General features: G+C 57.4%; 13 protein-coding genes. 11 read left to right on the top strand and 2 right to left on the bottom strand.

Going from position 1 to position 13,735, the window contains the following annotated elements; translation table 11 throughout:
• Positions 1 to 2: 2 nt before the first annotated feature.
• The gene (locus tag EXW94_RS08450) at positions 3 to 278 is read left to right on the top strand and encodes a YfcL family protein (RefSeq protein WP_059312865.1); all 276 of its coding nucleotides are present in this window, start codon (positions 3 to 5) and stop codon (positions 276 to 278) included.
• 62 nt (positions 279 to 340) lie between these two features.
• On the opposite strand, the gene mnmC is transcribed toward EXW94_RS08450, so the two are convergent.
• Positions 341 to 2,338, bottom strand: coding sequence for a bifunctional tRNA (5-methylaminomethyl-2-thiouridine)(34)-methyltransferase MnmD/FAD-dependent 5-carboxymethylaminomethyl-2-thiouridine(34) oxidoreductase MnmC (gene mnmC, locus EXW94_RS08445; protein ID WP_174339897.1), 1,998 nt, complete (start codon positions 2,336 to 2,338; stop codon positions 341 to 343).
• A gap of 158 nt (positions 2,339 to 2,496) precedes the next feature.
• Between mnmC and fabB the strand changes: the two genes are divergently transcribed.
• Entirely contained in the window at positions 2,497 to 3,714 is a 1,218-nt protein-coding gene (gene fabB / locus EXW94_RS08440) for a beta-ketoacyl-ACP synthase I (RefSeq protein WP_089597894.1), read from the top strand.
• A gap of 68 nt (positions 3,715 to 3,782) precedes the next feature.
• Positions 3,783 to 4,961 (top strand): MFS transporter, encoded by a 1,179-nt coding sequence (locus EXW94_RS08435; RefSeq protein WP_126817841.1) that lies wholly within the window; start codon positions 3,783 to 3,785, stop codon positions 4,959 to 4,961.
• Positions 4,962 to 5,052: 91 nt separating this feature from the next.
• Here the strand turns inward: EXW94_RS08435 and flk are convergent, their stop codons facing one another.
• On the bottom strand, positions 5,053 to 6,060 hold the full coding sequence (gene flk / locus EXW94_RS08430) for a flagella biosynthesis regulator Flk (RefSeq protein ID WP_100165815.1): 1,008 nt from the start codon (positions 6,058 to 6,060) through the stop codon (positions 5,053 to 5,055).
• 112 nt (positions 6,061 to 6,172) lie between these two features.
• Between flk and pdxB the strand changes: the two genes are divergently transcribed.
• The 8 genes from pdxB (at position 6,173) to cvpA (ending at position 13,707) form a co-directional block, all read left to right on the top strand.
• Complete coding sequence (gene pdxB, locus EXW94_RS08425) at positions 6,173 to 7,309, top strand: 4-phosphoerythronate dehydrogenase PdxB (RefSeq protein WP_174339896.1); 1,137 nt, start codon at positions 6,173 to 6,175, stop codon at positions 7,307 to 7,309.
• Between the two features lie 67 nt (positions 7,310 to 7,376).
• Positions 7,377 to 8,390, top strand: coding sequence for an aspartate-semialdehyde dehydrogenase (locus tag EXW94_RS08420; RefSeq protein WP_174339895.1), 1,014 nt, complete (start codon positions 7,377 to 7,379; stop codon positions 8,388 to 8,390).
• Positions 8,390 to 9,202, top strand: coding sequence for a tRNA pseudouridine(38-40) synthase TruA (gene truA / locus EXW94_RS08415; RefSeq protein WP_042716992.1), 813 nt, complete (start codon positions 8,390 to 8,392; stop codon positions 9,200 to 9,202). The genes EXW94_RS08420 and truA overlap by 1 nt, the downstream gene beginning before the upstream one ends.
• Before the next feature lie 28 nt (positions 9,203 to 9,230).
• Positions 9,231 to 9,890 (top strand): DedA family protein, encoded by a 660-nt coding sequence (locus EXW94_RS08410; protein ID WP_003861406.1) that lies wholly within the window; start codon positions 9,231 to 9,233, stop codon positions 9,888 to 9,890.
• Positions 9,891 to 10,044: 154 nt separating this feature from the next.
• On the top strand, positions 10,045 to 10,950 hold the full coding sequence (accD, locus tag EXW94_RS08405; protein ID WP_010433245.1) for an acetyl-CoA carboxylase, carboxyltransferase subunit beta: 906 nt from the start codon (positions 10,045 to 10,047) through the stop codon (positions 10,948 to 10,950).
• A gap of 70 nt (positions 10,951 to 11,020) precedes the next feature.
• Positions 11,021 to 12,289, top strand: a complete 1,269-nt coding sequence (gene folC, locus EXW94_RS08400) for a bifunctional tetrahydrofolate synthase/dihydrofolate synthase (protein WP_174339894.1) — start codon at positions 11,021 to 11,023, stop codon at positions 12,287 to 12,289.
• Positions 12,279 to 12,965, top strand: coding sequence for a cell division protein DedD (gene dedD / locus EXW94_RS08395; RefSeq protein ID WP_174339893.1), 687 nt, complete (start codon positions 12,279 to 12,281; stop codon positions 12,963 to 12,965). The genes folC and dedD overlap by 11 nt, the downstream gene beginning before the upstream one ends.
• Before the next feature lie 253 nt (positions 12,966 to 13,218).
• Positions 13,219 to 13,707 (top strand): colicin V production protein, encoded by a 489-nt coding sequence (gene cvpA / locus EXW94_RS08390; protein ID WP_000262116.1) that lies wholly within the window; start codon positions 13,219 to 13,221, stop codon positions 13,705 to 13,707.
• The last annotated feature ends 28 nt before the right edge of the window (positions 13,708 to 13,735 follow it).

The raw sequence follows: 13,735 nt of genomic DNA, 5'->3' as shown, positions 1-13,735 counted from the left end.
AGATGATCGCAGAATTTGAATCACGCATTCTGGCGTTAATTGATGACATGGTGGAACACGCCAGTGATGATGAGCTGTTCGCCAGCGGTTATCTGCGTGGTCACCTGACGCTTGCCGTAGCCGAGCTGGAGGCAGGTGACGATCACTCTGCCGAGGCCGTTCACGATGAAGTGACCCGCAGCCTTGAAAAAGCCATTCTGGCCGGGGAACTCTCTCCGCGCGACCAGTCACTGGTGCTGGGCATGTGGGACACTTTGTTCCAGCAGGCGAAACGCTAAGCCGTCTTCTCTTCCCTCTCCCCTTTGGGGAGAGGGTCAGGGTGAGGGGATTTGACCGCACCCTACTTAACCTTCTTCCCCTTCAGCAGCTTCCGCACCCATAATCGATTCGGATTCAGTCCCGCAAGCGTAACCCTGTCCAACGGAATCGGTTCGTCGCTCATTTGCGCGGCTAATACTTCAGCCAGCAGCGGCGCAGAGCACAGCCCGCGTGAACCCAGCCCGCCCAGCATAAACAGCTCCGGATACACCGGTGCGGCCACCGCCGTTTCCCTGTGCTCAGCCAGATCCTGATAGGCCTCAAGCGTGGCTTCGTAGTCCGGCACGTTTCCCGCCATCGGCAAATGATCGCGGGTGGCACAGCGCACGCCGCAGCGTGCATCACCCTCGCTGACGTCCACCTCTTTCGCCCATGCCGCATCCGGGAAACAGTCAATCAGGCGCTGACGGTTTTGCGCCTGATCCGCCTCGCTGTAGCGCATATCCGTTTCGCCACGATGATAGCTGGCGCCGATGCAGTGATGGCCGTTAGACGGATTTTGCGGCGTCAGATAGCCGTCATAGCACAGCACCTGACGCAGTTGGCCGAGCGCAGGCGCGGTCGGGATATGGCTTACCTGGCCGCCGACCGGATAAACCGGCAATGTTTCTGTCTGGATAAACTGGCTGATGTTATGTCCGTTTGCCAGCACAACGCTGGCGTGCTGCGCCGCTTTGCCATCAGCAAAACGCAGATTCCAGCGTTCTGTCCGGCTAAGCGATTCAACGGTGTGGGCATAGTGCACCGTCAGCCCGCGAGACTGGGCCAGGGTCATCGCCGCCGCCGTCAGGTCGGCCGGGCACAGCCAGCCGCCGAGCGGATACTGTATACCGTCACAGCTCGTGTCGACGCCCGCGGTTTCAGCAACCTGCTGCGCAGTGACCGCACGGGCGATCGCCTCCGGCAGACCCAGCGACAGCATTTGCGCAATTTTTTGCTGGCTCTTCTCATCCCAGCCGAGCTGCGTCACGCCGCACCAGTCGTGGTCAAAATCAACAGGCAGAAGATCGTACAGACGACGAGCAAACGTAAATGCCGCCGGGAAAAACTGGAACAGCGCCGGGTCGTGCGCGCTCAGCAGAGGATAAAGCGCGCCCTGACGGTTGCCTGAGGCACCCGTCGCCGGTGCCTCATCGGCGCAGTAGAGCGTGACCTGCCAGCCACGGTGGAGAAGCGCGAGCGAGAGCAGGGCGCTGGCAATGCCGCCGCCAATGAGTGCTACCTCGCGTGTTTCACTGGCGCGACGGGAAAACCACGGTGCCTGAGCGGGGACATTCAACGTCTGTTCCATCGTCCCGACCAGCATGTCGCGCTTGCGGCCAAACCCCTTGGTTTTACGCATGGTAAAGCCCGCTTCCTGCAGCCCGCGGCGGACAAAACCTGCCGAGGTGAAGGTGGCGAGCGTAGCGCCCGGGCGGGCCAGACGCGCCATTGCGCAAAACAGATGCTGACTCCACATATCCGGGTTTTTGGCAGGGGCAAAACCGTCCAGGAACCAGGCATCCACTTTCTGATTCATCGAATCGTCGAGCTGATCGGTCAGTTCGTTAATGTCGCCCAGCCATAAATCCAGGGTAACGCGTCCGCCGTCCAGAATCAGACGATGGCAGCCACCCACGGCCGGTGGCCATTGCGCCTGAAGCTGCTCTGCCCAGGTTGCCAGCTCCGGCCAGTGCTGATGTGCGAGCTGTAAATCGTGCAAAGTGAGCGGGAATTTTTCAAAACTGACGAAATGTAATCTTTGGAGCGTAGCCTCGGAATGGGCAGCGTGAAACCGATCAAACGCCTGCCAGAGGGTCAGAAAATTGAGGCCGGTACCGAATCCGCTTTCCGCCACCACGAACAGGCTGCGCGGATGCGCGGGGAATCGGGCGCCGAGCTGGTTTCCGTCGAGAAAAACATAACGTGTCTCTTCAAGTCCGTTATCATTAGAAAAATAGACGTCATCAAAATCTCGGGAAACAGGTGTACCCTCAGCGTTGAATTCGAGGTTGGCGGGTTGTATAGCGTTTTGTTTCACGTAAGTTACTCGTCAGACAGGCAGTGGCACGATCTTAACGATGTGAGCCCATCGGTGCAAATTTCCTCAGAAATTGTCTGATCGGACTTGTTCGGCGTACAAGTGTACGCTATTGTGCGACTCGAAACTTACTATAGTGCGACTTACAGAGGTATTGAATGAAACGTGCAGTGATTACTGGCCTGGGCATCGTTTCCAGCATCGGTAATAACCAGCAGGAAGTCCTGGCATCTCTGCGTGAAGGACGCTCCGGGATCACTTTCTCTGAAGAGTTTAAAGATTCGGGAATGCGTAGCCACGTATGGGGTAACGTCAAACTGGACACCACCGGTTTGATCGACCGTAAAGTGGTTCGTTTCATGAACGATGCCTCTATTTACGCCTATCTTTCCATGCAGGAAGCGATTGCTGATGCTGGCCTGAGCGAAGACGTTTATCAGAACAACCCGCGCGTGGGTCTGATTGCCGGTTCCGGCGGTTCGTCTAAAGCGCAGGTATTCGGTGCGGACGCAATGCGTAGCCCGCGCGGCCTGAAAGCGGTAGGTCCATACGTTGTGACCAAAGCCATGGGTTCAGCGGTTTCTGCCTGCCTGGCGACACCGTTCAAAATTCACGGTGTGAACTACTCCATCAGCTCCGCCTGTGCGACTTCCGCGCACTGTATCGGTAACGCGGTTGAGCAAATCCAGCTGGGCAAACAGGACATCGTGTTTGCTGGCGGCGGCGAAGAGCTGGGCTGGGAAATGGCCTGTGAGTTCGACGCAATGGGCGCACTGTCCACCAAATACAACGAGACGCCAGATAAAGCGTCCCGTACCTATGACGCACACCGCGACGGTTTCGTTATCGCGGGCGGCGGCGGTATGGTTGTGGTTGAAGAGCTGGAACACGCTCTGGCTCGCGGCGCTCACATCTACGCTGAGATCGTGGGTTACGGCGCAACGTCCGACGGTGCTGACATGGTTGCTCCATCCGGTGAAGGCGCAGTGCGCTGCATGAAGATGGCGATGCACGGCGTTGATACCCCAATCGACTACCTGAACTCCCACGGTACCTCTACTCCAGTAGGCGACGTGAAAGAACTGGGTGCGATCCGCGAAGTCTTTGCGGATAAGAGCCCGGCGATCTCTGCAACCAAAGCCATGACCGGTCACTCTCTGGGTGCGGCTGGCGTGCAGGAAGCGATCTACTCTCTGCTGATGCTCGAACACGGCTTTATCGCGCCAAGCATCAACGTGGAAGAGCTGGATGAGCAGGCTGCTGGTCTGAACATCGTCACCAAACCAATGGATGCGACGCTGACGACCGTTATGTCTAACAGCTTCGGTTTCGGCGGCACCAACGCCACGCTGGTAATGCGCAAGCTGAAAGCATAAGCGTTTGAATGTATAGTAGAAGGGAGCCTGATGGCTCCCTTTTTTTATGCCTGAATTCGGAGTTATGCATGACGGCCGCTACATCAGATATAAACGCCACGTCCGGGAACACCTCGCTGTTCCGCATCGCTTTTGCGGTATTTCTTACCTACATGACCGTCGGCCTGCCGCTGCCGGTGATCCCGCTGTTTGTTCACCAGGAGTTGGGCTATGGCAATACCCTGGTTGGCATCGCCGTGGGTATTCAGTTTTTAGCGACGGTGTTAACGCGTGGCTATGCCGGACGCCTGGCGGATCAGCACGGTGCAAAACGGTCAGCTTTGCAGGGCATGTTTGCCTGCGGTCTGGCGGGCGGCGCATGGCTGCTGGCCGCGCTTCTGCCGGTAGACGCCGTGTATAAATTTGCGCTGCTGGTGGTGGGGCGCTTAATCCTTGGATTCGGTGAAAGTCAGCTGCTGACCGGGACCTTGACCTGGGGGATGGGGCTGGTTGGCCCTGCGCGTTCGGGCAAGGTCATGTCCTGGAACGGGATGGCCATCTACGGGGCCCTGGCAGCAGGTGCTCCGCTGGGTCTGCTGATCCACAGCCAGTTTGGTTTTGCGGCACTGGCGGGTACCACCATGGTGCTGCCGCTGCTGGCGTGGGCATTTAATGGTTCGGTGCGAAAAGTCCCGGCCCATAAAGGCGAACGCCCATCCCTGTGGAGCGTCGTCGGTCAAATCTGGCAGCCGGGTCTCGGCCTGGCGCTACAGGGCGTTGGCTTCGCGGTGATTGGTACCTTCGTCTCCCTGTACTTTATGAGCCGTGGCTGGGCAATGGCAGGCTTTACGCTCACCGCGTTTGGCGGCGCGTTCGTACTGATGCGCGTGCTTTTTGGCTGGATGCCGGATCGCTTAGGCGGCGTGAAGGTGGCGGTGGCCTCGCTGGTCATTGAGACCATTGGTCTGCTGCTGCTCTGGCAGGCACCCAATGCCTACGTTGCGCTGCTGGGGGCGGCGCTGACCGGCTGCGGTTGCTCACTGATCTTCCCGGCGCTGGGTGTTGAGGTGGTGAAACGCGTGGCCCCGCAGGTACGCGGCACGGCGCTCGGTGGGTATGCCGCGTTTCAGGATATCTCCTACGGGGTTACTGCGCCGCTGGCGGGGCTGGTGGCGACATCCTTTGGCTATCCGTCTGTATTTCTTGCCGGGGCTGTTTCAGCGGTGGTGGGAATTGTGGTGACGCTGGTGGCGTTTCGCAGGATTTGAGCTGTTGTTGCCGGGTAGCGGCTCTGCCTTACCCGGCCTACGGTTCGAGCCGTTGTAGGCCCGGTAAGCGGAGCGCCACCGGGCAAAAAGGTCAGGCAACCAGCCAGAAAATCGCCAGCGCAATCAGCAGCGCAATGAACATCAGCCCCGGACGAGCGGACAGCGTTTTGAAGGTTTCCACGACGGGCGCAAACAGCGGACTGTAAATCGGCTGAATGTTCCGTGCTTCAGGAATGCCGCCTTCGCGCTCGGCGCGACGAACAAAGATCTGATTCAATATATCCTGCACCTGCGCGGTGGTCAGCACCGTTTGCGGCGTGGCCTGCCAGGTCTGCTGGGCATAATCCCGCACCGCCTCAAACTCGTGCGGTTCGAGCGGCTGCTTCAGTGCAGCCTGCACCGTGTGCAGGGTCGGGGCAGTTTGCGTGCTGAGCGTCTGGCGCGCCTGCAGCCAGGTGACCAGATGCGTAAACTGTCTGGCCGGGATCAACTCGCCGCTTTTCACGTCGGACAGCTCCAGCATGGATTGCCAGATGAGCTTTGTCGACTCGCCTGTGGCGGCGGCCAGTTTGGTCACCATCTGATTAAGCGTGTTGTGCTCAGCAGGCAGCAGCGGGCGTTCGGTCGCCGGGCGCAGCTGAGGCTGTGGAATCGACAGCTGATTGGTTTGCAGCAGCGTCAGCACCGTTTTGAGCTGATCGGGCGTGAGCTGGCTCAGGGCAGTCTGGCCATACTGTTGGCGAATAAAATCACTGACCGCCTGGCGATTGTTCCCCTGGCCCAGTAGCTCGGTCAACTGCGACACAATCTGTCGAGTGGTGTGATTTTGTTGCGCAGCGTTGATTCGCTGGTTCAGGTTCTGCTCGGCGGCAGGGAAATGGCGCGACTGCAGCGGTACGTCGTTCTTCACGCCCAGGTCATGCTTCACCCCGGCCCAGACTTCCGCGTTTTGTTGCGACGTCAGCGCAATCAGGCGCGTGATCAGTCGCTCCAGCACGGTGCGCTGTTGCGTGGAGAGCGGCTGTTCGCCTGCGACACTCGGCGGCGTTAAGGGGCCTTCACCCGGAGGGCGCGGCGGCGTACCTGAAATAGGCTGCATCGTCGGAATCCTTAAAGTCAAAACTCAGCGTTAACCCGGCGGACATATATGCCTGGCGGCGAGATTATGGCACACTTGGCAGGTTTTCTTCCTCTCAAACAGGTACTCAGACGTGAAAATCCTCGTTGATGAAAATATGCCTTACGCCCGCGAGCTGTTTAGCCGTCTTGGCGATGTTAAGGCTGTCCCTGGTCGCCCGATTCCGGTGAATGAACTGGATGATGCCGATGCCCTGATGGTGCGCTCGGTGACCAAAGTAAATGAGACGTTGCTCTCTGGCAAAACGGTGAAATTTGTCGGGACCGCAACGGCAGGGACCGATCATGTGGATGACAAGTGGCTTAAGCAGGCGGGGATCGGTTTTTCCGCCGCGCCGGGCTGTAACGCCATTGCCGTTGTGGAATACGTTTTCTCCTCGCTGCTGATGCTGGCCGAGCGCGATGGTTTTGCGCTGAAAGACCGCACCGTGGGGATTGTCGGCGTGGGCAACGTGGGCGGTCGCCTGCAAAAGCGTTTTGAAGCGTTAGGGATCCGCACACTGCTGTGCGACCCGCCGCGCAAAGATAACGGCGATGAAGGCGACTTCCGCTCGCTGGATGAGCTGGTTGAACAATGCGATGTGATCACCTTCCACACGCCGCTGTTTAAAGAGGGGCCGTATAAGTCTCTTCATCTGGCCGATGAAACGCTGATCCGCCGTCTGAAGGCTGGCACTATTCTGATAAATGCCTGCCGTGGCCCGGTCGTGGACAACGCCGCGCTGCTGACATGTCTGAACGAAGGACAAAACCTCAGCGTGGTGCTGGACGTCTGGGAACCCGAGCCGGAACTCAACGTTGAGCTACTCAACAAGGTGGACGTGGGCACCGCGCATATCGCTGGCTACACGCTTGAAGGCAAAGCGCGCGGCACGACGCAGGTGTTTGAAGCCTACAGCGCCTTTATCGGTCATCCGCAGCAGGTGGCGCTGGATACCTTACTCCCCGCGCCTGAATTTGGTCGCATTACTTTGCACGGCCCGCTCGATCAGGCAACGCTGAAAAGGCTGGTGCATTTGGTGTATGATGTGCGCCGCGATGATGCGCTGCTGCGTAAAGTGGCGGGGATCCCGGGTGAGTTTGATAAGCTGCGCAAGAACTACGTTGAGCGCCGCGAGTGGTCTTCCCTGTATGTGATGTGCGACGACGCTTCGGCGGCGACGCTGCTGCATAAACTTGGGTTTAACGCCGTTCATCACCCGGCGCATTAATGTCTTCTTAATGCTCCCTGTCGGATACTCCGACAGGGACGCTTTTTTATTTCTGGAGTAAACCACCATGTCTGAAGGCTGGAACATTGCCATTTTAGGTGCCACGGGTGCCGTGGGCGAAGCCCTGCTCGAAACCCTTGCTGAGCGTCAGTTCCCGGTGGGCGACATCTATGCGCTGGCGCGTACCGACAGCGCAGGTGAGCATCTGCGTTTTAACGGTAAATCCGTCATGGTCCAGGACGCGGCAGCGTTCGACTGGACGCAGGCGCAGCTGGCGTTTTTCGCCGCGGGCGCTGAAGCGACTGCTGCGTACGTTGAAGAGGCGACCAACGCAGGCTGCCTGGTGATCGACCTGAGCGGCCTGTTCTCAATGGAGCCGGATGTGCCGCTGGTGGTGCCGGACGTGAACCCGTTCGTGCTGGCTGACTACCGCAACCGCAACGTCATCGCGGTACCGAACAGCCTGACCAGCCAGCTGCTGACTGCGCTGAAACCGCTGATCGACGACGGCGGCCTGTCTCGTATTAATGTGACCAGCCTGCTGTCGGCCTCCGCTAACGGTAAAAAAGCGGTCGATGCGCTGGCCGGGCAGAGTGCGAAGCTGCTGAACGGTATCCCGATTGATGAAGACGATTATTTTGGTCGTCAGCTGGCGTTCAACATGCTGCCACTGCTGCCGGATCGTGAAGGTTCCGTGCGCGAAGAGCGTCGTATCGTCGATGAAGTGCGTAAAATTCTGCAGGATGAAGGGCTGATGATCTCCGCCAACGTTGTGCAGTCGCCTGTCTTCTACGGCCACGCGCAGATGGTTGGCTTTGAAGCCCTGCGCCCGCTGGCGGCGGAAGAAGCGCGCGATGCGTTTAGCCGCGGTGAAGATATCGTGCTTTCTGAAGAGAGTGAATTCCCGACCCAGGTGGGCGATGCCACCGGTAGCGCGCATCTTTCCGTTGGCTGCGTGCGCAACGATTACGGCATGCCGGAGCAGGTTCAGTTCTGGTCCGTTGCCGATAACGTACGCTTTGGCGGCGCGCTGATGGCAGTTAAAATCGCCGAGAAGCTGGTGCAGGAGTACCTGTACTGATGTCAGAAGTGGAACAAAAGCCGGTCCATAGAATTGCCCTCGGCATTGAGTACGATGGCAGTAAATATTATGGCTGGCAGCGTCAGAACGAAGTGCGCAGCGTTCAGGAAAAGCTGGAGAAAGCGCTTTCTCAGGTAGCGAATGAGCCGATTAACGTCTTATGCGCAGGCCGAACCGACGCCGGTGTTCACGGCACAGGGCAGGTAGTGCACTTCGAAACCACCGCCGTGCGCAAGGATGCTGCCTGGACGCTGGGTGTAAATGCGAATTTACCTGGTGACATTGCCGTGCGTTGGGTGAAAGCTGTGCCGGATGATTTTCATGCGCGTTTCAGCGCCACTGCGCGCCGTTACCGCTACGTCATCTACAACCAGCGTCTGCGTCCGGCAGTGTTAAGCCAGGGCGTGACGCATTTTTATGAGCCGCTTGATGCAGAACGTATGCAGCGTGCGGCGCAGTGTCTGATTGGAGAAAATGACTTTACGTCGTTTCGTGCGGTGCAGTGTCAGTCCCGCACGCCGTGGCGTAACGTCATGCACATTAACGTCAGTCGTTATGGCGCGTATGTGGTGGTCGATATCAAAGCCAATGCCTTTGTACATCATATGGTGCGGAATATTGTTGGCAGCCTGATGGAAGTGGGTGCCGGACACCAGCCGGAGAGCTGGATTGCAGAACTGCTGGCAGCGAAGGACAGAACGCTTGCGGCAGCAACGGCGAAAGCGGAAGGGCTGTATCTGGTCTCGGTGGATTATCCGGATCGGTTTGACCTGCCAAAACCGCCAATGGGCCCGCTGTTTTTAGCGGACTAAACAAAGGTGCAATTAAGGCTTAGACAATATGGACGTAATACGTTTTCTGATTGATTTCATTCTGCATATTGATGTTCACCTGGCGGAACTGGTCGCGCAGTATGGCGTCTGGGTATATGCCATTCTGTTCCTGATCTTGTTCTGTGAAACCGGTCTGGTGGTGACGCCGTTCCTGCCCGGAGATTCGCTGCTGTTTGTGGCCGGTGCGTTGTCCGCTCTGCCGACCAATGACCTGAATGTCCATCTAATGGTTGTGCTGATGATCATCGCCGCCATTGTGGGAGACGCGGTTAATTACACCATCGGGCGCGTGTTTGGAGAACGGTTATTCAGTAATCCGGATTCCAAAATTTTCCGCCGCAGCTATTTAGATAAAACGCATGCCTTCTACGAGCGTCACGGCGGCAAAACCATTATTCTTGCCCGTTTTGTCCCCATCGTTCGTACCTTTGCACCGTTTGTGGCAGGAATGGGGCATATGTCCTATCGTCATTTTGCGATGTATAACGTTGTCGGTGCGCTGCTGTGGGTACTGCTCTTTACTTACGCAGGCTACCTGTTTGGCGATCTGCCAGTGGTTCAGGAAAACCTTAAGTTGCTGATTGTAGCGATTATTGTGCTTTCCGTACTGCCGGGCGTTATCGAAATCATCCGTCACAAACGGGCGGCAGCTAAACAAGCGAAGTAAATGCACGCTGGCGGTTCGACCACTTTTTTATCCAAAGTTTCGGGCTGTTATGTTTTAATGTGCAACATTCATGGTCTGTTGGAGGCAAAAATGGCATTATTCGCCTCTTATAGCAAAACTGGCATACGACCAGGTTCAGGCAGAAAGGTTATCAATGAGCTGGATTGAACGAATTAAAAGCAACATTACCCCAACGCGCAAAGCGAGCATTCCTGAAGGGGTATGGACGAAGTGTGATAGCTGCGGCCAGGTTCTGTATCGTGCAGAACTGGAACGCAATCTTGAAGTGTGTCCGAAATGTGACCACCACATGCGTATGTCGGCGCGCAACCGCCTGCATAGCCTGCTGGACGAAGGTTCTCTGGTAGAACTGGGCAGCGAACTTGAGCCAAAAGACGTGCTGAAATTCCGCGATTCCAAAAAATACAAAGATCGCCTGGCCTCTGCACAGAAAGAGACCGGCGAGAAAGACGCGCTGATCGTCATGAAGGGCACCTTGCATGAGATGCCGGTTGTTGCCGCCGCATTTGAGTTCTCCTTTATGGGCGGCTCAATGGGCTCTGTGGTCGGTGCGCGCTTCGTGCGTGCCGTTGAGCAGGCGCTGGAAGACAACTGCCCGCTGATCTGCTTCTCCGCTTCAGGTGGCGCACGTATGCAGGAAGCGCTGATGTCCCTGATGCAGATGGCAAAAACCTCTGCAGCGCTGGCGAAAATGCAGGAGCGCGGTCTGCCGTACATTTCTGTACTGACCGACCCAACCATGGGCGGCGTCTCTGCAAGCTTCGCGATGCTGGGCGATCTGAACATCGCTGAGCCAAAAGCGCTGATTGGCTTTGCCGGTCCTCGCGTTATCGAACAAACCGTACGTGAAAAACTGCCGCCGGGCTTCCAGCGCAGTGAGTTCCTCATCGAGAAAGGCGCTATCGACATGATCGTTCGCCGCCCGGAAATGCGCCTGAAACTGGCAAGCGTCCTGGCGAAGCTGATGAATCTGCCCGCGCCGAACCCGGATGAGCCACGCGAAGGCGTGATCGTACCGGATCAGGAACCCGAGGCCTGATAACTGAAAAGGGCAGGGCCGGTTGGCGCTGCCCTTTTGCTTTCTAATCTGTTAATGACAACCGGGCATTATGGAAAATAAAAGCATTCCCCAAGCCACGTCGCCCCTGGCCGCGTGGCTTTCTTATCTGGAAAACCTGCACAGTAAAACCATCGATATGGGGCTTGAACGCGTAAGCCAGGTCGCCGCGCGTCTTGATGTGCTCAAACCGGCTCCGTTCGTGTTCACCGTCGCGGGCACCAACGGGAAAGGCACGACCTGCCGCACGCTGGAATCTGTCCTGATGGCGGCGGGTTACAAGGTAGGCGTTTACAGCTCTCCACACCTGGTGCGCTACACCGAGCGGGTGCGCGTGCAGAACCGCGAACTGCCGGAATCTGCCCATACGGCGTCATTCGCGGAAATTGAAGCTGCGCGCGGTGAGATCTCATTAACCTATTTCGAATACGGTACGCTTTCAGCGCTGTGGCTGTTCAAACAGGCGCAGCTTGACGTGGTGATTCTGGAAGTCGGGCTCGGTGGTCGTCTTGACGCCACCAACATGGTGGATGCGGATGTCGCCGTCGTCACCAGCATCGCGCTGGATCATACCGACTGGCTGGGGCCAGACCGTGAAAGTATTGGCCGTGAAAAGGCCGGTATTTTCCGGGCGAATAAGCCCGCCGTGGTCGGCGAGCCGGACATGCCGCATACCATCGCCGACGTGGCGAATGAGAAGGGCGCTCATTTAATGCGCCGCGACGTAGACTGGCACTATGAGGTTCAGGACAACGGCTGGCGCTTTAGCGATGCGCAGGGTGCGCTGGACGACCTGCCGCTGCCGCAGGTACCGCAGCCGAACGCCGCCACCGCGCTGGCGGCACTGCGTGCCAGTGGATTAACGGTGAGCGAGCAGGCGATCCGCGACGGTATCCAGAATGCGATCCTGCCGGGGCGTTTCCAGATTGTCAGCGAGTCGCCGCGTCTTATTCTGGACGTGGCCCACAACCCGCACGCGGCGGCGTATCTGGCAGGACGTCTCAAATCGTTACCAAAAACCGGGCGCGTGCTGGCGGTTATCGGTATGCTTCATGATAAAGATATCGGCGGGACGCTGGCCTGCATGGAGAGTGTGGTCGATAGCTGGTATTGTGCTCCTCTGGAGGGACCGCGCGGCGCGACGGCTGAGCAGTTGATGGAACATCTCGGCACAGGCGCAATCTATAGTAGCGTGGCGCAGGCCTGGCATGCTGCGATGGCGGATGCTAAACCAGAAGATACCGTGCTGGTGTGTGGTTCATTCCACACGGTGGCACATGTCATGGAAGTGATGGACGCGGGGAGAACCGGTGGCGAGTAAGTTTCAGAACCGTTTAACAGGAACCATTGTGCTGGTCGCGCTCGGAGTGATTATTCTTCCGGGACTGCTCGACGGGCAGAAAAAGCATTATCAGGACGAATTTGCGGCCATTCCGCTGGTGCCGAAACCGGGCGATCGCGATGAGCCAGACATGCTGCCCGCCGCGACGCAGGCGCTGCCTGCTCAACCGCCAGAGGGGGCGGCAGAAGAGGTGCGCGCAGGAGATGCTGCTGCACCATCGCTCGATCCTTCTCGCCTGGCTGCGAATAACAATATCGAAATCGATCCAGTGCCGGTGGAACAGCCTAAGGCTGTTGAAAAACCGAAGCCTGTCGAGAAACCGCAGCCGAAGCCGCAGCGGGATAAAGCGGCAGAGCAGCTGGCTGCAGTGTCAGAAACCCCACCACCGGCGAAACAAGACGCGACACCGACGGGTAAAGCCTACGTTGTTCAGCTTGGCGCATTGAAAAACGCCGATAAAGTCAACGAGGTGGTGAGTAAACTGCGCGGTGCGGGATACCGTGTTTACACTTCACCTTCCACGCCGGTGCAGGGTAAAATTACCCGTATCCTGGTGGGGCCGGAAGCGTCGAAAGATAAGCTGAAAGGGTCACTCGGTGAGCTGAAGCAGATCTCCGGGCTGAGCGGTGTGGTGATGAACTACAGCGCGAACTGACAAGAATTACCCCTCACCCCGGCCCTCTCCCCAAAGGGGAGAGGGTGTAAAAAGTCCCCTCTCCCCTTTGGGGAGAGGGTTAGGGTGAGGGGAAGCAGACGTCCACAGAGGCGTCAAAAGGCCCATGGCGTTGAGCGTTTTTTCAGCGCCTTTTTTATTTACGCGCGGGAAGGAAATCCCTACGCAAACGTTTTCTTTTTCTGTTAGAATTCGCCCCGAACTGGATGACAGGGCGTTAAATCGTGGGACACATATGGTCTGGATTGATTACGCCATCATTGCGGTGATTGGTTTTTCCTGTCTGGTTAGCCTGATCCGTGGCTTTGTTCGTGAAGCGTTATCGCTGGTGACATGGGGTTGTGCTTTCTTTGTTGCCAGTCATTACTACACTTACCTGTCTGTCTGGTTCACGGGCTTTGAAGATGAACTGGTCCGAAACGGAATCGCCATCGCGGTGCTGTTTATCGCGACGCTGATTGTTGGCGCTATCGTCAATTACGTGATAGGTCAGCTGGTCGAGAAAACCGGTCTGTCAGGAACGGACAGGGTGCTCGGGATCTGTTTCGGTGCGTTGCGAGGCGTGCTGATTGTGGCCGCGATACTGTTCTTCCTGGATACCTTCACCGGGTTCTCCAAAAGCGAAGACTGGCAGAAATCGCAGCTCATTCCAGAGTTCAGCTTCATCATCAGATGGTTCTTTGACTATCTGCAAAGCTCGTCGAGTTTTTTGCCCAGGGCATAAACCCTGAGATGTGGCTTAACGAGGAAAA

The organism is Enterobacter sp. JMULE2 (assembly GCF_013337145.1).
Lineage (GTDB): Bacteria > Pseudomonadota > Gammaproteobacteria > Enterobacterales > Enterobacteriaceae > Enterobacter > Enterobacter mori.
Note: the sequence above shows the minus strand (reverse complement) of the source record. Positions and strands in the feature narration are given on the sequence as shown.

Bases quoted from the DNA above. Each gene is read 5' to 3' on its own strand.
- flk (WP_100165815.1), bottom strand. From the start codon at position 6,060: ATGCAGCCTATTTCAGGTACGCCGCCGCGCCCTCCGGGTGAAGGCCCC.
- cvpA (WP_000262116.1), top strand. From the start codon at position 13,219: ATGGTCTGGATTGATTACGCCATCATTGCGGTGATTGGTTTTTCCTGT.
- EXW94_RS08410 (WP_003861406.1), top strand. From the start codon at position 9,231: ATGGACGTAATACGTTTTCTGATTGATTTCATTCTGCATATTGATGTT.
- EXW94_RS08435 (WP_126817841.1), top strand. From the start codon at position 3,783: ATGACGGCCGCTACATCAGATATAAACGCCACGTCCGGGAACACCTCG.
- truA (WP_042716992.1), top strand. From the start codon at position 8,390: ATGTCAGAAGTGGAACAAAAGCCGGTCCATAGAATTGCCCTCGGCATT.
- accD (WP_010433245.1), top strand. From the start codon at position 10,045: ATGAGCTGGATTGAACGAATTAAAAGCAACATTACCCCAACGCGCAAA.
- folC (WP_174339894.1), top strand. From the start codon at position 11,021: ATGGAAAATAAAAGCATTCCCCAAGCCACGTCGCCCCTGGCCGCGTGG.
- EXW94_RS08420 (WP_174339895.1), top strand. From the start codon at position 7,377: ATGTCTGAAGGCTGGAACATTGCCATTTTAGGTGCCACGGGTGCCGTG.
- EXW94_RS08450 (WP_059312865.1), top strand. From the start codon at position 3: ATGATCGCAGAATTTGAATCACGCATTCTGGCGTTAATTGATGACATG.
- fabB (WP_089597894.1), top strand. From the start codon at position 2,497: ATGAAACGTGCAGTGATTACTGGCCTGGGCATCGTTTCCAGCATCGGT.